The sequence below is a fragment of the Amycolatopsis sp. NPDC114505 genome (assembly GCF_055633615.1).
In genome coordinates this window covers 447,327-467,394 of the sequence record NZ_JBVKDV010000004.1, presented here as the reverse complement: position 1 = coordinate 467,394, position 20,068 = coordinate 447,327, and the positions used below count along the sequence as shown (strand labels likewise).

Here is a 20,068-nt window from a genome sequence, read left to right as displayed (position 1 = left end):
CTGCTCGACTACCTCAAGAAGGTCACCACCGACCTGAGGGCGGCGAACCAGCGGTTGCGCGAGGTCGAGGACCGGGACGCCGAGCCGGTCGCCGTGATCGGCCTGGGCTGCCGCTTCCCCGGCGGCGTCCGCACCCCCGACCAGCTGTGGCAGCTCCTGGCCGCCGGCGGCGACGGCATGGCGGGCTTCCCGACCGACCGCGGCTGGCCGGCGGCGCTGTACTCCGGCGACGCCGGGCAGGCGGGCACCAGCTACGTCCGCGAGGGTGGGTTCGTCTACGACGCGGCGGAGTTCGACCCCGGCTTCTTCGGGATGAGCCCGCGCGAGGCGCTGGCGACCGACCCGCAGCAGCGGCTGCTGCTCGAAACGGCGTGGGAGACCATCGAACGCGCCGGGATCGACCCGCTGTCGCTGCGCGGCACCAAAGCCGGGGTCTTCGTCGGCGGCACGTCCACCGGCTACGGCTCCGGCCTCACCGCGCTCCCCGACGGCGTCGAAGGCCACCTGCTCACCGGCAACTCGACCGCGGTCATCTCCGGCCGCGTCGCCTACCAGCTCGGGCTCAAGGGCCCGGCCGTCACCGTCGACACGGCGTGCTCGTCGTCGCTGGTTGCGCTGCACTGGGCCGCCCAGGCGCTGCGGCGCGGCGAGTGCTCGCTCGCGCTCGTCGGCGGCGTCACCGTCATGTCGACCCCCGGCATGTTCCTGGAGTTCAGCCGCCAGCGCGGGCTCGCGCCCGACGGGCGGTGCAAGCCCTTCGCGGCCGCGGCCGACGGCACCGGCTGGTCCGAGGGCGTCGGCCTCGTCCTGGTCGAGAAGCTGTCCGACGCGCTGGCCAACGGGCACCCGGTGCTGGCCGTGGTCCGCGGCTCCGCGGTCAACTCCGACGGCGCGTCGAACGGCCTCACCGCCCCCAACGGCCCGGCGCAGCAGCAGGCCATCCGGGCCGCGCTGGCGAGCGCGGGGCTCAAACCGTCCGAAGTGGACGCCGTCGAGGCGCACGGCACGGGCACCACCCTGGGCGACCCGATCGAGGCGCACGCGCTGCTGGCGACCTACGGCCAGGACCGCGACCGGCCGCTCTGGCTCGGCTCGGTCAAGTCGAACATCGGCCACACCCAGGCCGCCGCGGGCGTGGCCGGCGTGATCAAGATGGTGCTGTCCATGCGGCACGGGCTGCTGCCGCGGACGGTGCACGTCGACTCGCCTTCGCCGCACATCGACTGGGCGGCCGGGGCGGTCGAGCTGCTCACCGAGAACGTCGCGTGGCCGGCCGGTGAGACTCCGCGCCGCGCCGGCGTTTCGTCGTTCGGCATCAGCGGGACCAACGCGCACGTGGTCCTGGAAAGCTACGACTCCACGCCCGCCGCGGCGGGCGCGGTGGGCGGACCGGTGCCGCTCGCGCTCTCGGCCCGCTCCCGCGAAGCCCTGCGCGAGCAGGCCGCCCGGCTGCGGGAACACCTGACGGCGGGCCAGCCGCTCGCGGACACCGCGTTGTCGCTGGTCACCGGCCGGTCGGCGTTCGAGCACCGGGCCGTCGTCCTGGCCGCCGACGTCGCCGGGGCCGCGACGGCGTTGGACGCTCTCGCCGCCGACGCGCCGTCCGCGTCCCTTGTGGACGGTGTGGCGGGCAAGACGGGCAAGCTCGCCTTCCTGTTCTCCGGTCAGGGTTCCCAGCGGATCGGCATGGGTGCCGGGCTGCGCCGCGAGTTCCCGGTCTTCGCCTCGGCCTTCGACGAGGTGTGCGCGGGCTTCGACTTCCCGCTGGCCGAAGCGATCTCGGATGAGTCCCTGAACGACACCGGCTACACGCAGCCCGCGCTGTTCGCCGTCGAGGTGGCGCTGTTCCGGCTGCTGGAGTCTTGGGGCGTGAAACCGGACTTCCTGGCCGGGCACTCCATCGGCGAGCTGGCGGCGGCGCACGTCGCCGGGATCCTCTCGCTGGCCGACGCCTGCGAGCTGGTCGCCGCGCGCGCCCGGCTGATGCAGGCGCTCCCGGCCGGCGGGGCGATGGTCGCCGTCCAAGCCACCGAAGCCGAGGTCACCCCGCTGCTGGGCGAGCGGGTGAACCTCGCCGCGGTCAACGCGGCCGACTCCGTCGTGCTGTCCGGCGACGAGGACGCCGTCCTCGCGGCCGCGGCCGAACTGGCTTCGCGCGGGCGCAAGACCAAGCGGCTCGCCGTGTCGCACGCCTTCCACTCGGTGCTGATGGACCCGATGCTGGCCGAGTTCCGCCAGGTCGTGGCCGGGCTGACCTTCTCGGCGCCGAAGATCCCGATCGTCACCGGCGAACCCGCCGACCTGACCGACCCGGAGTACTGGGTGCGACACGTGCGCGAACCGGTCCGGTTCGCCGACCGCGTGACGGCGCTCGAAGGCCGGGGCACCACGCGGTTCGTCGAGATCGGCCCGGCCGGGACCCTCGCCGGGCTGGCGGGCGTCCCGGTCGTGGCGATGCTGCGCGCGGGGCGTGACGAGCGGGAGTCGGTCCTGACCGCGCTGGCCGAGCTGTACGTGCGGGGCGGAACGCCCGCCTGGACCGCGCTGCTCGACGGCGCCCGGCGGGTCGACCTGCCGACGTACGCCTTCCAGCGCGAACGCTTCTGGCTCACCTCGCCCGAGTCCGCCGAGGTCGTGGACACCGGCGCGGAGCAGTTCTGGTCGGCGGTCGAGCGGCAGGATCTCGCCGCCTTGACCACCGCGCTCGACGTGCCATCGGAGACCCCGCTGAGCGACGTCGTCCCCGCGCTGGCCGCGTGGCGCCGTCGCGCGCACGACGAGTCCACAGTAGACAACTGGCGTTATCGGGTCGGCTGGCGCCCGGTCACCGGAACGACCGCGACCCGGTTGTCCGGCCGCTGGCTCGTGGTGGGCGACGGTGCCGACGACGTCGTCGAGGGCCTGCGCGACCGGGGTGCGGACGTGCTGCATGTCCCGGCCGGCGCCGCGCTGCCAGCAGACGAACCCGCCGGAATTCTTTCGCTGCTGGCGGTGGAAGACACCCTCGCTCTAGTGCAGGCTCTCGGGACGCTCGGCTGGTCCGCGCCGCTGTGGTGCGCGACCCGCGGCGCGGTCTCGACCGGCCGCTCCGACCCCCTCACGCACCCGGAGCAGGCGCAGGTGTGGGGACTCGGCCGATCCGCCGCGGTGGAACACCCGCGTCGTTGGGGCGGCTTGGTCGACCTGCCCGAGACGCTCGACGAACGAGCGCTCGACCGGCTGTGCGGAGTGCTCGCCGACGGCGATGAAGACGAGGTCGCCGTCCGGCCCTCCGGGGTCTTCGCCCGGCGGCTCGTGCGGGCACCGCTGACCGGCGAATGTCCTCCGTGGACGGTCACGGGGACGGTGCTGATCACCGGCGGCACCGGCGCCCTCGGCGGGCACCTCGCGCGCTGGGCGGTCGAGCGCGGCGCGTCGCGGGTCGTGCTGGCCAGCCGTCGCGGCCCGGCTGCGACCGAACCGGCGATGCCCGAGATCACGGTCGTGGCCTGCGACTTCACCGACCGGGACGCGGTCACCGCGCTCGTCGATTCCCTGCCGGACCTGACCGCCGTCGTCCACGCGGCGGGCGTGCTCGACGACGGCGTGCTCGACGGGCTCACCCCCGAAAAGCTCGACCGGGTGCTGCGCGCCAAGGCGACCACCGCCTGGCAGCTGCACGAGGCCACCGCCGGCCGCGAGCTCTCGGCGTTCGTGCTGTTCTCGTCGCTCGCGGGCACCGTCGGATCGGCCGGGCAGGGCAACTACGCGGCCGCGAACGCGTACCTCGACGCGCTGGCCGCGTACCGGCGTTCGCGCGGGCTTCCGGCGACTTCGCTCGCCTGGGGGCCGTGGGCCGACGCCGGCATGGCGGCCGACGAAGTCGTCCGCGACCGGCTGCGACGCGGCGGGCTCTCGCCGCTGAACCCCGGCCTCGCGCTCTCCGCGCTCGACCGGGCACTGGGTGCCGGGGACGTCGCGATCGCGCTCGCCGACGTCGACTGGCCGGTCTTCGGTCCCGGCCTCACCGCCGTGCGCCCGAGCCGCCTGCTGACCGAACTGCCCGAGGCGGCCGGCGCTCCGGACGCCGAACTGTCCGATGTGGACATGCTGACGCTGGTCCGGCGCCAGGTCGCCGCGGTGCTCGGGTACACCGAGGAGGTCGCCGCGGACAAGTCGTTCAAGGATCTCGGGTTCGACTCGCTGACCGCCGTCGAACTGCGCAACCGGCTCGGCGCGGCCACCGGAACGGACCTGCCCGCGACGCTGATCTACGACTACCCGACGGCCGCCGACCTGGCCGCGCACCTGGCGGGCACGACGGACGAATCGCCGGTGGTCGAGCGGGCAGCGGCGTCCACTGAGGACCCGATCGTCGTCGTGGCGATGGGCTGCCGCTTTCCCGGCGGCGTGCGGTCCCCGGAGGACCTGTGGGAGCTGCTGATCTCCGGCGGTGACGCGGTCGGGGGCTTCCCCGCCGACCGGCACTGGGACGTCGCGGGCCTCGCGGCGGCCGGCGTCGTCACCGGCGCGGGTGCGTTCGTCGACGGCGTCACGGAGTTCGACCCGGCGTTCTTCGGCATCTCGCCACGGGAAGCGCTGGCGATGGACCCGCAGCAGCGGCTCGTCCTGGAAACCGCTTGGGAGGCCTTGGAACGCGCCGGGGTCGACCCGGCCGGTGGTCCGGACGTCGGCGTGTTCCTCGGCACCAACGGGCAGGACTACCCGGCCGTGCTCGCGGGCTCGGGCGAGGACTTCGGCGGGTTCGTCGGCACCGGGAACGCGGCTTCGGTCGTGTCGGGCCGCGTGTCGTACGTGCTGGGCCTGGGTGGCCCGGCGGTCACCATCGACACGGCGTGCTCGGCGTCGCTGGTGGCGCTGCACCTGGCGGCGCAGTCGGTGCGGTCGGGCGAGTGCGCGATGGCGCTGGCCGGCGGCGTGACGGTGATGGCGACGCCCGGCGCGTTCGTCGAGTTCTCCCGCCAGGGCGGGCTCGCGGCGGACGGTCGCTGCAAGGCCTTCGCCGACGACGCGGACGGCACGGGCTGGGGCGAAGGCGCGGGCGTCGTGCTGGTCGAACGGCTGTCCGACGCGCGGCGGCTCGGGCACCCGGTGCTGGCGGTGCTGCGCGGCTCGGCGATGAACCAGGACGGCGCGTCGAACGGGCTCACCGCCCCGAACGGTCCGTCGCAGCAGCGGGTGATCCGGGCGGCGCTGACGAACGCGGGCCTGCAACCGTCCGATGTGGACGCCGTCGAGGCGCACGGCACGGGTACCGCGCTGGGCGACCCGATCGAGGCCCAGGCGTTGCTGGCGACCTACGGCCGGGACCGTTCGCAGCCGTTGTGGCTGGGTTCGCTGAAGTCCAACATCGGGCACACGCAGGCGGCGGCCGGGATCGCCGGCGTCATCAAGATGGTCCTCGCGCTGGAGCACGGCGTGCTGCCGAAGACGCTGCACGCGGACCGTCCGTCGCGGCACGTCGACTGGTCGAGTGGCGCCGTGGCTTTGCTGACGTCGGCCACGCCTTGGCCGCGTTCGGAGCGGCCGCGTCGGGCGGGCGTGTCGTCGTTCGGCTTCAGCGGGACGAACGCGCACGTCATCCTCGAACAGCCGCCAGTATTCGAAGTGGCCGGTGCTTCGGGTTCGGACGTGATTTGGCCGTTGTCGGGCCGCTCGGAAGGGGTGCTGCGAGCTCAAGCCGCGCGTCTCTTGGAGTTCGTCTCCGCCTCGGACGCCGACGTCGCCGACGTCGGCCGGTCGCTGGCCGCGCGGGCGGTGTTCGACCACCGGGCGGTCGTGACGGGCGCCGACCCGCTCGCCGGGCTGGCCGCGGTCGCCTCGGGCGCCTCGGGCGCGGGCGTCGTCACCGGACAGGCCGGCGACGGCGCGACCGGCCTCCTGTTCGCCGGTCAGGGATCGCAGCGGGTCGGGATGGGGGCCGAGCTGTACGCGCGGTTCCCGGTGTTCGCGGACGCGTTCGACGCGGCGTGCGCGGTGCTCGACCCGGCGCTGGACCGGCCGTTGCGCGAGGTGGTGTTCGGCGACGCGGCGGCGCTCGACCGGACGGGGTACACGCAGCCGGCGCTGTTCGCGATCGAGGTGGCGTTGTTCCACCTGCTGGAGTCGTGGGGCGTCCGGCCGGACTACCTGGCCGGCCATTCGATCGGCGAGCTGGCGGCGGCGCACGTCGCCGGAGTGTTCTCACTGGCGGACGCCGGCAAGCTGGTCGCCGCCCGGGCGGGCCTGATGGAGGCGCTGCCCGCCGGCGGCGCGATGCTCGCCGTGCAGGCGTCGGAGCAGGAAGTTCTCGAGATCGCGGCGGGCCGCGCGGACCTGGCCGCGGTGAACGGGCCGCAGTCGACGGTGCTGTCCGGCGACGCCGAGGTTTTGGCCGAGATCGCGGCCGAGCTGACCGGGCGCGGGGTGAAGTCTAGGGATTTGCGGGTCTCGCATGCGTTTCACTCGAGGCGTATGGACGCGATGCTGAAGGAGTTCGCCGAGGTGGCGCGCGGGATCGGGTATGCCGAGCCGCGCATCCCCGTCATGTCCACGGTGAGTCCCGACGCGGATGTCACGGACCCGGAGTACTGGGTGCGGCAGGTGCGCGAGCCGGTCCGGTTCGCCGACGCGGTGTCGAGGCTGCGTGAGGCCGGGGTGACCCGGCTGGTGGAGCTGGGTCCGGACGGGACGTTGTCGGCACTGGCGGGGGCGACTCCGATGTTGCGCAAGGATCGGCCGGAGCCGTCGACGGCGTTGTCGGCGCTGGCTTCGCTGCACGTCAGCGGGGGTGCTGTGGACTGGACGTCGCTGGTGTCCGGGAGCCGGAACATCCCGCTGCCGACATACCCCTTCGAGCGGCAGGTTTTCTGGCCGGAGCCCTTGGTGCCGGTGATGTCGCCGGTCGACAGTAAGCAGTATCGGGTGTCTTGGCGGCCGGTGGCGGAGCGGGCTCGGGTGGGGTTGTCCGGTCGTTGGCTCGTGGTGGTTCCCGCTGGGTGCGGGGAGGAGCCGCTGGTCAAGGCGGTGCTTCCGGCGCTGGTGGAGGCGGGTGTCGAGCCGGTGCCGGTGACGCTCGAAGCGCCGGATCGCGACGCGGTCGCGGCCGAGTTGCTCGGCCTCGGCTCCGCCGCCGCTGCGGGCGGCGAGCCGCTGCCCGGAACGGCCGGCGCGCCTGGCCTCGGGTCGCTCGGCGTGCCTGGTGGCTTGGGTGGCGAGCCTGCTCTCGGGTCGCTAGGCAGCTTGGGAGCGGAATCCGCCCCCGGCCCGATCACCGGCGTCCTCTCGCTGCTGGGCCTGGCCGTCCATCCCACCCCCGGCCAGCCGTCCGTTCCCCTCGGCCTGGCGCTGAGCACGACCCTCCTCCAAGCCCTCGGCGACGCCGGCGTCGACGCGCCGCTCTGGTCCGTCACCACCGGAGCCGTCGCCCTCGAAGGCGAGACTCCCGCGCACCCCCTGGCCGCCGGGGTCTGGGGCCTCGGGCGGACCGCCGCGCTCGAACACCCGGACCGGTGGGGTGGCCTCGCCGACCTCCCCGCCGACCCCGGCGAGCCCGAGCTGACCCGCCTCATCGCCGCCCTCGCCGGTACCGATGGCGAAGACCAGCTCGCGATCCGCCCCGCCGGCACCTTCGCCCGGCGGCTCGTGCGAGCCCCGAGTGCAGAGACAGGCGAGCCCTGGACCCCCACCGGCCCGGTGCTGGTCACCGGCGGTACCGGCGCCCTGGGTGCCGAGGTCGCCCGGTGGCTCGCACGCACCGGTGCGCCGCACGTCGTGCTTGCCGGACGGCGGGGTCCCGCCGCTCCCGGCGCCGCCGAACTGGAAGCCGAGCTCAGCGCACTGGGCACCAAGGTGACGATCGCCGCCTGTGACTTCGCCGACCGGGGTGCCGCCGCCGAGCTGCTCGACTCTCTTCCCGGTCTCGACGCCGTCGTGCATGCCGCCGGTGTTCTCGACGACGGCGTCCTGGACTCCCTGACGCCGCAGCGGCTCGCGACCGTTCTCAAGTCCAAAGTAGACTCGGCGATCAACCTGCACGAACTGACCCGCGACCTGTCCGCGTTCGTGCTCTTCTCCTCCCTGGCGGCCACGCTCGGCGCGGCCGGACAGGGCAACTACGTCGCCGCCAACGCCGTGCTCGACGCGCTCGCCGAGCACCGGGCCGGGCTCGGCCTGCCCGCCACCTCGATCGCGTGGGGTCCGTGGGCCGGTGCCGGCATGGCCGATGGGACCAGCGCCCGCGCCGAACGTGGCGGGATCCGTCCGCTGGCCCCCGAGCTCGCCACCGCGGCCCTGCACCGCGCCATGAGCGGAGACGCGCCTGTCGTCGCCGTGGCCGATGTCGACTGGGCCGTGTTCGCCACCGCTGTTCGCGCCGCGCGGCTGCTCGACGACCTGCCCGAGGCCCGCCGGGCCCTCACCACGGTGGAGAAGCCGGACCTCCGGGCGAAGCTCGACGCGCTCACCGGGCCCGAGCGGGAGCGCGCGCTGCTCGAGCTGGTGCGCGCCGAGGTCGCCGCCGTGCTCGGGTACGCGAGTCCGTCCACAGTGGATCCCGGCCTCGCGTTCAAGGAGCTGGGGCTCGACTCGCTGACCGCCGTCGAGCTGCGCAACGGGCTTGCCGCCGCCACGGGGCTGTCCCTGCCCGCGACGCTCGGGTTCGACTACGCCACCCCGGCGGCGCTGGCCCAGCACCTCGGCCGCGAGCTCGGCCCGGCCGACCCGGCCGCGGCGGCCGAAGCCGAGCTCGACCGGATCGAAGCGGCCTTCGCCGCGCTGACCGCCGAGCAGCTCGCCGGCACCCGGATCACCACGCGGCTGCAGGCGCTGCTGGGCCGGCTGGCCACGGGCCCGGCGGAAAACACGCGGCAGAAGCTCGAGACGGCCAGTGAGACCGAGATCTTCGACTTCATCGACAACGAGCTGGGACTCGCGTGACGCGCGGGTTCGCCGGCGGGCGGGGTGCGACGTGAACGAGGAGAAGCTGCTCGGGTACCTGCGCAAGGTCACCGCCGACCTGCACGAGACCCGGGAACGCCTGCGGGAGGCCGAGTCCGCGACGCCCGAGCCGATCGCGATCGTGGCGATGGCCTGCCGGTTCCCCGGCGGCGTCGAGACGCCCGAAGACCTTTGGCGGGTACTCGAAACCGGCACCGACACGCTGACGGACTTCCCGGCCGACCGCGGCTGGGACCTCGACGCGGTCTACCACCCCGACCCGGACCACCCGGGCACGAGCTACGTCGACCAGGGCGGGTTCGTCCGCGACGCGGGCGCGTTCGACGCCGCCTTCTTCGGCATCTCGCCCCGCGAGGCCCTCGCCATGGACCCGCAGCAGCGGCTGCTGCTCGAGACGTCGTGGGAAGCACTGGAACGCGCCGGGATCGACCCGCAGTCGCTGCGCGGCGAACCGGTCGGCGTGTTCGCCGGGACCAACGGCCAGGACTACCCGGGGCTGCTCAGCCTCGCGCCCGGCGTCGGCGACGGTTACGAGAGCACGGGCAACGCGGCGAGTGTCCTTTCCGGACGGATTTCCTACGCGCTCGGCCTGGAGGGTCCGGCCGTCACCGTCGACACGGCGTGCTCGTCGTCGCTGGTCGCCCTGCACTGGGCGGCGCACGCGCTGCGCGAGGGGGAGTGCGATCTCGCGCTCGCCGGTGGGGTCACGGTCATGACCACGCCCGGCGCGTTCATCGGCTTCAGCCGGCAGCAGGGCCTGGCCGCGGACGGCCGGTGCAAGGCGTTCGCCGACGGCGCCGACGGCACGGGCTGGGGCGAGGGCGCCGGCGTCGTGCTGCTGGAACGGCTGTCCGACGCCCGGCGCAACGGCCACCCCGTGCTCGCGATCGTCGCGGGCTCGGCCATCAACTCCGACGGCGCGTCGAACGGGCTCACCGCCCCGAACGGCCCGTCGCAGCAACGGGTCATCCGCGCCGCGCTCGCCGACGCCGGCCTGTCACCGTCCGATGTGGACGCCGTCGAGGCGCACGGCACCGGGACCAGCCTGGGTGACCCGATCGAAGCGCAGGCCTTGCTATCCACCTACGGCGAGCACCGGCCGCCGGACCGTCCACTGTGGCTCGGCTCGATCAAGTCGAACCTCGGGCACACCCAGGCCGCCGCCGGCGTGGCCGGCGTCATCAAGATGACGCTTTCTCTGCGGCACGGCGTCCTGCCGAAGACCCTGCACGTCGAGCGGCCGACGTCGCGCGTGGACTGGTCGGCCGGCGACGTCCGCGTGCTGACCGAGCCGGTCCCGTGGCCGGCGGACGGGCGGGTGCGCCGCGCGGGCGTCTCGGCGTTCGGCGTGAGCGGCACCAACGCACACGTGCTCCTGGCCGCACCCCCGGCCGAGGAAGCCGCTCCGGAAACCCCCTCGCCCGCCGTCGTTCCGTGGGTCCTTTCCGGACGGTCGGAAGCCGCGCTGCGCGCCCAGGCCGCCCGGCTCGCCGGTGTGGAGGGTGACCCCGCCGGGATCGGGCTGGCGCTCGCGACGACCCGCTCGGCGTTCGAGCACCGGGCCGTGCTGGTCGGCGACGCGGCCGAACTGGCCGAGGGCGTGCGCGCGCTCGCGAAGGGCGACGACGTGCCCGGGCTCGTGCGCGGCGCGGTCGCCGAAGGGCTGACCGCGTTCCTGTTCACCGGCCAGGGCGCCCAGCGCGCCGGCATGGGCCGGGAACTGTACGAGCGTTTTCCGGCGTACGCAAACGCTTTCGACGAGATCTGCACGGAGTTCGACCGCCACCTCGACCGTCCACTCAAGACGGTCATCGACTCGGGCGAGCGGCTCGACGAGACGGCTTACACCCAGCCCGCGCTGTTCGCGGTCGAGGTCGCGCTGTTCCGGCTCCTCGAGTCCTGGGGCGTGACGCCCGACCACCTCGCCGGGCACTCCATCGGCGAACTCGCGGCGGCGCACGTCGCGGGCGTGTTCTCCCTCGCCGACGCCGCCGAGCTGGTCGCGGCGCGCGGACGGCTCATGCAGGCGTTGCCGGCCGGCGGGGCGATGGTCGCCGTCCAGGCCACCGAGGACGAGGTGACGCCGCTGCTCACCGGCGCTGTCTCCCTCGCCGCGGTCAACGGCCCGGACGCCGTCGTCGTGTCCGGCACAGAAGCGGCCGCGGGAGAGATCGAGCGGCACTTCGCCGCCCTCGGCCGCCGGACTCGGCGGCTCACCGTCTCCCACGCCTTCCACTCCCCGCTGATGGACCCGATGCTGGCGGAGTTCGCCCAGGTCGCGGCGCGGATCACCTACGCGCGGCCGCGGCTCCCGATCGTCTCGACGGTGACCGGCGCTCCGATTTCCGACGAGCTGACCACTCCGGACTACTGGGTGCGCCAGGTCCGGGAGCCCGTCCGGTTCGCCACCGCCGCGGCGGCCCTCGCGGACCTCGGGACCACCCGGTTCCTGGAGCTGGGGCCGCACGGCGTGCTCGCCGCCATGACCGAAGAGTGCCTGCCCGGCGTGACGGTCGCGTCGCTGCTGCGCAAGGACCGCGACGAGGTCCGGACCGCGCTGGCCGCCGTCGCGAGTGTGTATGTCCAGGGTGCGCGAGCCGCCTGGGGCGAGCTGTTCCCCGGCGCGCGGGCGCGGGCCCTGCCGACCTACGCCTTCCAGCGCGAGACCTACTGGCCGGAGCTGCCGCGCCCGGTCGGCGGCGCGACCCGCGACAGCCTGCTGAAGCTCGACTGGGTGCCGGTCGAAGCGGCGGAGCCGGTCCCGGCGGCGTGGGCCGTGCTCGGCTCCGGTCACCGCGAACTCGGTGCCGCCCTGTTCGCCGAGCTGGGCGCGCTGGCCTGCCACCCCGACCTCGACGGCGTCGCGGAAGCCGGCGCGCTGCCCGACGTCCTGGTCGCCCCGTTCCGGTGCGAAACGCCGGGTGAGGCGGCTCGGCGCGCGCTGCGGCTCGTGCAGTCGTGGCTGGCCGACGAGCGGTTCGACGGCCGCACCCTGGTGGTCCTGACGCGGCACGCCGCCGTCGCCGACGGGATCGAGGACCTCGCGCAGGCCCCCGTGTGGGGCCTGGTGCGCTCGGCCGCGGCCGAGAACCCCGGCCGGTTCGTGCTCGCCGACGTCGACGACCCGGCGTCCGCGCGGCTGCTGCCCGCCGCACTCGCCACCGGCGAACCCGAGTTCCTGCTGCGCGGCGGTGAAATCCGGGCGGCGCGCCTGGCGAAGACGACCTCGTCCGAGCCCGGCCCGTCGGCGTCCTTCGGTCCGGAAGGGACGGTCCTCGTCACCGGCGGGACCGGGGCGTTGGGCGCTCTCGTCGCCCGCCACCTGGCCACCCGGTACGGGGTGCGGCACCTGCTCCTGGCCAGCCGGCGCGGCCCCGATGCCGACGGCGCGGCCGAGCTGGTCGCGGACCTGACCGGGCTGGGCGCGGAACCGGTCGTCGCGGCCTGCGACGCCGCCGACCGGACGGCGCTGGCCGCGCTGCTGGGGGGCATCCCGGCCGACCGGCCGCTGACCGGCGTCGTCCACGTGGCCGGCGTGCTCGACGACGGCGTCGTGTCCGCGCTGACCCCCGAGCGCCTGGACGCCGTGCTGCGGCCCAAGATCGACGCCGTCACGAACCTGCACGAGCTGACCGCCGAGGCGGACCTGACCGCGTTCGTCGTGTTCTCCTCGATCTCCGGCACGCTCGGCCCGGCCGGCCAGGCGAACTACGCGGCGGCCAACGTCTGGCTCGACGCGCTGGCCCGCCACCGCCGTGACCGCGGTCTCCCCGCGCTCGCCCTCGGCTGGGGCCTGTGGGAGCAGACCGGCGGCATGACCGACGCCCTCGCCGACCGCGACCGGCGCCGGCTGGGTGCCACCGGCATGATCCCGCTGTCCACTGTGGACGGTCTGCGGCTGTTCGACGCGGCCTGCCGCGCCGGGGAGCCCGCGGTGCTGCCGATCCGGTTCGACTTCGCCGTGCTCGGCGCCGCCCCGGTCCTGCCGCCGGTGTTCGCCGGGCTCGTCCCGCCGCGGCCGGTCGCCGAGCCCGTCCCCGACCGGCCGGCCGACGTGCTCGACGTCGTCCGCACCGCCGTGGCGCTGGTGCTCGGCTACGCCAACGCGGCGGCCGTCGAGCCGGACCGGGCGTTCAAGGACCTCGGCTTCGACTCGCTGACCGCCGTCGAGCTCCGCAACCGGCTCGCCGCGACGACCGGGCAGCGGCTGCCCGCCACCCTGATCTACGACTACGCCACCCCGAACGCCCTGGCCACGCACCTGGCCGGCGACGCGGGACCGGCGCTCGTCGCCGTCACGGCCCGGACCGACGACGAGCCGATCGCGATCGTGTCGATGGCCTGCCGGTTCCCCGGCGGCGTCCACACCCCGGACGAGCTGTGGACGCTGCTCGCCGAAGGCCGCGACGCGATCGGCGGCTTCCCGGCCGACCGCGGCTGGGACCTCGACGCGCTCTACGACCCGGACCCCGACAGCGAGGGCACGTCCTACGCCCGTGAAGGCGGTTTCCTCGACGACGCCGCCTTGTTCGACCCCGGCTTCTTCGGGATCTCGCCTCGGGAAGCCCTGGCCATGGACCCGCAGCAGCGGCTGCTGCTCGAGACGTCCTGGGAGGCCCTGGAGCGCGCGGGCATCGACCCGGAGTCGTTGCGGGGCCAGCCCGTCGGCGTGTTCGCCGGGACCAACGGCCAGGACTATCCCGCCTTGCTCGCGCTGTCGCCGAAGAGCGCCGAAGGCTACCTCGGCACCGGCAACGCCGCGTCCGTGCTCTCGGGTCGGATCTCCTACGCGCTCGGGCTCGAAGGCCCGGCCGTCACCGTGGACACGGCGTGCTCGTCGTCGCTGGTCGCGATGCACTGGGCGATCCAGGCCCTGCGCGCGGGGGAGTGCTCGCTCGTGCTCGCCGGCGGGGTCACCGTGCTGTCGACGCCGGGCTCGTTCGTCGAGTTCAGCCGGCAGCGGGGCCTGTCGCCGGACGGCCGCTGCCGCGCGTTCTCCGACGACGCCGACGGCACCGGCTGGGGCGAAGGCTCCGGAATGCTGGTCCTGGAAAGGCTTTCCGATGCACGCCGCAACGGGCACCCGGTGCTCGCGATCGTGCGAGGCAGCGCGGTGAACCAGGACGGCGCGTCGAACGGCTTGACCGCGCCGAACGGTCCTTCGCAGCAGCGGGTGATCCGGGCGGCGCTGGCGAACGCGGGCCTGACGCCGTCCGATGTGGACGCCGTCGAGGCGCACGGCACGGGCACGTCGCTGGGCGACCCGATCGAAGCCCAGGCGCTCATCGCCACCTATGGCCAGGACCGCGACCGTCCACTGTGGCTCGGCTCGATCAAGTCGAACCTGGGGCACACCCAGGCGGCGGCGGGCGTCGCGGGGGTCATGAAGATGGTGCTGGCCCTGCGTCACGGCCTGCTGCCCCAGACCCTGCACGCCGCCGTGCCGTCGTCCCATGTGGACTGGGACGAGGGTTCCGTGCGGCTGTTGTCGGAATCCGTGCCCTGGCCGGACGACGACCGCGTCCGCCGTGCCGGCGTCTCGTCGTTCGGGGTGAGCGGCACCAACGCCCACGTCATCGTCGAGTCCGTGCCGAGCCTGGCCGCGACGGAAGTTGCCGAGCCGCGCGAGCTGACGGCGTGGACCGTGTCGGGGCACTCCCCGGAAGCTCTGCGGGGACAGGCCCAGCGGCTGCTGGCCCATGTCGAGACCCACCCCGCGGAGATCGGCACCGCACTGGCGGCTCGCACGGTGTTCGCGCACCGCGCGGTCGTCGTGGGCGCCGACCGCGAGGAGCTGGTCAAGGGGCTGGCCGCCGTCGCCGCCGACCGTCCTGCGCCCGGCGTCAGCACGGGCGTGCGGGCCGAGGGCGGCACCGCGTTCCTGTTCACCGGGCAAGGTGCGCAGCGGCTCGGCATGGGTGCCGGGCTGCGCCGCGAGTTCCCGGTGTTCGCCGAAGCCTTCGCCGAGGTGTGCGCCGAGTTCGACCCGCACCTCGACCGGCTGCTCCTGGAGGTCGTCGACACCGACCTCCTCCACCAGACGGGGTACACCCAGCCAGCGCTGTTCGCGGTCGAAGTGGCGCTGTTCCGGCTCCTGGAATCCTGGGGCGTCCGCCCCGACCGGCTCGCCGGGCACTCGATCGGCGAACTGGCCGCCGCGCACGTCGCGGGCGTGTGGTCGCTGCCCGACGCCTGCGCCGTCGTCGCCGCGCGGGGCCGCCTGATGCAGGCGCTGCCCGCCGGGGGCGCGATGCTCGCGATCGAGGCGACCGAAGCCGAGGTCGTCCCGACGCTGCCCGCCGGCGTCGAGCTGGCCGCGGTCAACGGACCGGCGGCCGTGGTGGTTTCCGGTGCCGAAGACGGCGTTCTGGCGGTCGAACAGCACTGGGCCGGGCGCAAGACGCGGTGGCTGCGCGTCTCGCACGCCTTCCACTCGCCGGCCATGGACGCGATGCTCGCGGAGTTCGGCCGGGTCATCGGGGCAGTGACATTCGCGCCGCCCGCCATTCCGATCGTCTCGACGCTCACCGGCGAACCCGCGACCGACCTGACCTCGCCGGAGTACTGGCTGCGCCAGGCGCGAGGGACGGTCCGGTTCGCCGACGCCGTCACCACCCTCGCCGGGCTGGGCGTGACCCGGTTCGTGGAGCTGGGCCCGGACGGCGTCCTCACCGCGATGGCCGCGTCCACCGTCGACGCCCTGACCATCGCGCTGCTGCGCAAGGACCGTGACGAGCCGCGCGAGCTGCTGACCGCGCTGGCGAAGCTGCACGTCAGTGGGTCCACAGTGGACTGGGGGACTGTCCTCGGCGGACCTGGCGACCCGGCGGAGCTACCGACCTACGCCTTCCAGCACGAGCGGTTCTGGCCCGAGTTCTCGCTGACGCCGGCCGGTGACGTCACGATGGCGGGTCTCGACCGCCCCGACCACCCGCTGCTCGGCGCGTCGGTGACGAACGCCGAGGACGGCGTCGTGGTGTGCACGGGCCGCGTCTCGCCGCGCACGCACCCGTGGCTCGCCGACCACGTAGTCGCGGGCAGCACACTGTTCCCCGGCACCGGGTTCGTCGAGCTGGTCCTGTGCGCGGCCGAACAGGCAGGCGCGGGTGGCATCGACGAGCTGGTCATCGAAACGCCGCTGCCGCTGCCCGAGCGAGAAGGCGTCCAGCTGCAGGTCGTCCTCGGTGCGCCGGACGACTCGGGTTCGCGGGGAGTCACCGTCCACTCGCGACTCGACGACGAACCGTGGACCCGGCACGCCAGTGGCAGGCTGGCCGCCGAACCCGGTCCCGTCCCCGAAGACCTGACGCAGTGGCCGCCGGCCGGGGCCGAGCCCCTGGACCTCGACGGCCTCTACACCGAGGGCCCGGACGGTGGCTTCGGCTACGGCCCGGCCTTCCAGGGCTTGCGCGCGGCTTGGCGGCTCGGTGACGAGGTGCACGCCGAAGTGGCCCTGCGGCCCGAGGAGCACGCGGACGCGGCCCGGTCCGGGCTGCACCCGGCGCTGCTGGACGCGTCGCTGCACGTGCTCGGCACGGTCGCCGAGTGGGCGGGCCGGAACTACCTCCCGTTTTCCTGGAGCGGGGTGACGCTGCACGCGAGCGGCGCGACCGCGGTCCGGGTCACGGTCACCCCGAACGGCCACGACACGGTGCGGCTCAGCCTGGCCGACCCCGCCGGCCGCCCGGTGGCGTCGATCGACGCGCTGGTGCTGCGCCCGCTCGCCGCCGGGGCGGTGCGGCCGCTCCGGAAGGCGCACGAGTCGCTGTTCCGGCTGGACTGGCGGCCGGTCGAGGCCGTGGCCCGGCGGTCGGCGGTCGTCGGTGATGACGGCCTCAAGGTCGGGCCGGTGCGCGACGCGGACGGCGTCACGCTGGACAGGCGGCCGGTCGAGGCCGTGGCCCGGCGGTGGGCGGTCGTCGGTGACGACGGCCTCAGGGTCGGGCCGGTGCTCGACGCGGCCGGCGTCACCTGCGAGTCCTATGTGGACCTCAAGGCGCTCGGTGCCGCGGTCGGTCTCGGCATGGCCGTGCCCGAAGCGGTCCTGGCCGTCCGCACCCCGGCGGCCGGCGAGCTGCCGACCGTCGCCCGGACGGCCGCGCACGACGTGCTCTCGCTGCTGCAGGACTGGCTGGCCGACGACCGGTTCGCCGCCTCCCGCCTGGTCGTGGTGACCCGCGGCGCGGTCGCCGCCGCGGCCGGGGACGACGTCCCCGGCCTGGCGTGCGCGCCGGTCTGGGGCCTGGTCCGCTCGGCGCAGTCCGAGCACCCCGGCCGGGTCCGGCTGATCGACCTCGATGACCACGACGAGTCCGCCGCGGCCCTTCCGGCAGCGGTCCTCGCCGACGAACCGCAGCTCGCCGTCCGCGAAGGTTCCCTGCTCGCCGCCCGGCTGACCCGCGCCACCACCGAGGCCGCCACCGGCAAGCGTCCGTTCGGGCCCGACGGCACGGTGCTGCTCACCGGTGCCACCGGCAGCCTGGGCCGCGTGCTGGCCCGGCACCTGGTCACCGCGCACGACGTCCGGCGGCTCGTGCTGACCAGCCGGAACGCGGCCGGTGCCACCGAGCTGCGGGACGAGCTGACCGCGCTCGGCGCCGACGTCCGGCTCGCCGCCTGCGACACCGCGGACCGCGTCGCGCTCGCCGCGCTGCTGGCGGACATCCCCGACCTCGCCGGGGTCGTGCACGCGGCCGGCGTGCTCGACGACGGCGTCCTGTCCTCGCTCACGCCGGACCGGATGGACGCCGTGCTGCGGCCCAAGGTCGACGCCGCCTGGCACCTCCACGAGCTGACCGCGGACCGGAACCTCTCGGCGTTCGTGCTCTTCTCCTCGGTGTCGGCCACCTTCGGCGGACCCGGGCAGGGCAACTACGCCGCGGCGAACGCCTTCCTCGACGCGCTCGCCGCTCACCGGGCCGCCCGCGGCCTGCCCGCCCAGGCGCTGGCCTGGGGCCTGTGGGAGACCGGGATGAGCTCCGCGCTGGACTCGGCCGACCGGAAGCGGATGTCGCGGGGCGGCGTCCACGCGCTGCCCGTCGAGCAGGGGCTGGCGTTGTTCGCCACCGCGACGTCGCTCGCGGAACCCGCGCTGGTCCCGGCGAAGCTGGACCTGACGGGGCTGGGCGACCGGGTCGCGTCCGTCCTCAAGGGACTCGTGCGCCCCGCTCGCCGGGCCGCCTCGGCCGCCGCTCCGGTGTCCGGCGAGGCCGCGTTGCGCGCCGCACTGGCCGGGAAACCGGAACCGGACCAGCTGGCGATCCTGCTGGACCTGGTCCGGGCCACCGCGGCGACGGTGCTGGGCCACGCCGGCCCCGACGCCGTGCGGCCGGACGTCGGGTTCCTCGTCGCCGGCTTCGACTCGCTGACCGCGGTCGAGCTGCGCAACGCCCTCGGCGCGTCCACCGGCCTGCGGCTGCCGCCGACACTGGTCTTCGACTTCCCGGCGCCCGCGGACCTCGCCGCGCACCTGCGGGCCGAGCTGAACGTCGGCGCCGCCGCGCCGAAGACGTCCACTGTGGACTCCGGGGAGACGCTCAGCGCGTTGTTCCGCACGGCCTGCGAACTCGGCAAGATGAAGGAGGGCTTCGAGCTGCTGCAGAACGCGGCGCTGCTGCGGCCCACCTTCGACACCGCCGCCGACCTGGCCGAGCAGCCGGGGTCGGTGCAGCTCGCGGCCGGGGAGCGCCCGCCGACGCTCATCTGCTTCAGCTCGTACGTCGCGCTGGCCGGGGTGCACCAGTACGCCCGCTTCGCCTCGCCGTTCCGCGGTGACCTCGACGTGCACGCGCTGCCCGCGCCCGGGTTCGTCAAGGGTGAGGCGCTGCCGACCAGCGTCCGCGCGGTCGCCGAGGTCCAGGCGGACTCGGTGCTGCGGGCCGCCGCCGGTGCGCCGTTCGTGCTGCTCGGGTCGTCGTCGGGCGGGATGCTCGCGCACGCCGCCGCGGAGGTTCTCGAAGAGCGGGGCACGCCGCCGCTGGCCGTCGTGCTGCTCGACAGCTACCTGCCGCGCGAGGACTCGCCGCTGGACCGGTTCCGCGACGAGCTGTTCGGCGGCATGTTCGACCGCGAGGAGGTGTTCGCGCCGATGGACGTCGCCCGGCTGTCGGCGATGAGCTGGTACTTCCGGCTGATGGCGGGCTGGGCGCCCGCGAAGCTGTCGGTGCCGCTCCTGCTCGTCCGCTCGTCGGAGCCGCCGGTCGCGGGCGGGCGGCTCGCCCCCGAGGAGTGGCAGACGCACTGGGACACCGCCGACACCGTCGTCGACGTGCCGGGCAACCACTTCACCATGGTCGAAGACCACGCCGCCACTACCGCCGAGACCGTGCGCGGGTGGCTGGACACCACGCTGAGGACGGAGTTCACGCATGACTGAGAACCCGGAGCTGTGGCTCCGCCGCTACCACGACGCGGACGAAGGCGCCGTCCAGCTGTTCTGCCTGCCGCACGCGGGCGGGTCGGCCAGCTTCTACTTCCCGATGTCCGCCGGGCTCGGCCGCTCGGTCGAGGTCCTGTCCGTCCAGTACCCGGGCCGACAGGACCGCCGGCTCGAGCCGGGGATCGACAACCTGCCCGAGCTCGCGGACCGGGTCGTCGAAGTGCTGGCCGAGCGGACTAGCAGGCCGTTCGCGCTGTTCGGCCACAGCATGGGCGCGACGCTCGGGTTCGAGGTCGCCACCCGGCTGGAACAGGCGGGCGTGACGCCGTTGCACCTGTTCGCGTCCGGCCGGCGCGCGCCCGCGTGCCGCCGCGACGAGTCCGTGCACAAGCTCGACGACGACGGGGTGATCGCCGAGATGCGCAAGCTCGGCGGCACCAACGCGGCCGTGCTGGGCGACGAAGAGATCCTGCGGATGGCGCTGCCCGCGATCCGCAACGACTACAAGGCCGCCGAGACCTACGTCCGGCAGCCGGGACCGAAGCTGGCCACGCCGATCACCGTGCTGACCGGCGACGCCGACCCGAAGACCACTTTGGCCGAGGCCCGCGCGTGGCAGGACCACACCGACGGCGAGTTCGAGCTGAAGGTGTTCGGCGGCGGGCACTTCTTCCTCGCCGACCACCAGCCCGAGGTGCTGCGGCTGATCTCCGCGCGGCTCACGGGCACCTTGTCCGGCCACCACTGAAAGGC

Annotated in this window: 1 protein-coding gene and 2 pseudogenes; all 3 read left to right on the top strand. The window is 74.6% G+C overall.

What is annotated here, in order from left to right:
• Positions 1 to 8,916 (top strand): annotated as a pseudogene (locus ACZ7OU_RS40350) (type I polyketide synthase); the annotation flags it as partial.
• 34 nt (positions 8,917 to 8,950) lie between these two features.
• Positions 8,951 to 19,312, top strand: a pseudogene (locus ACZ7OU_RS40345) (type I polyketide synthase); the annotation flags it as partial.
• Complete coding sequence (locus tag ACZ7OU_RS40340; protein WP_470259313.1) at positions 19,305 to 20,063, top strand: thioesterase II family protein; 759 nt, start codon at positions 19,305 to 19,307, stop codon at positions 20,061 to 20,063. The pseudogene ACZ7OU_RS40345 and the gene ACZ7OU_RS40340, both read left to right, overlap by 8 nt.
• Positions 20,064 to 20,068 lie beyond the last annotated feature (5 nt).

Coding starts and splice junctions, on each gene's coding strand:
- ACZ7OU_RS40340 (WP_470259313.1), top strand. CDS start 19,305: ATGACTGAGAACCCGGAGCTGTGGCTCCGCCGCTACCACGACGCGGAC.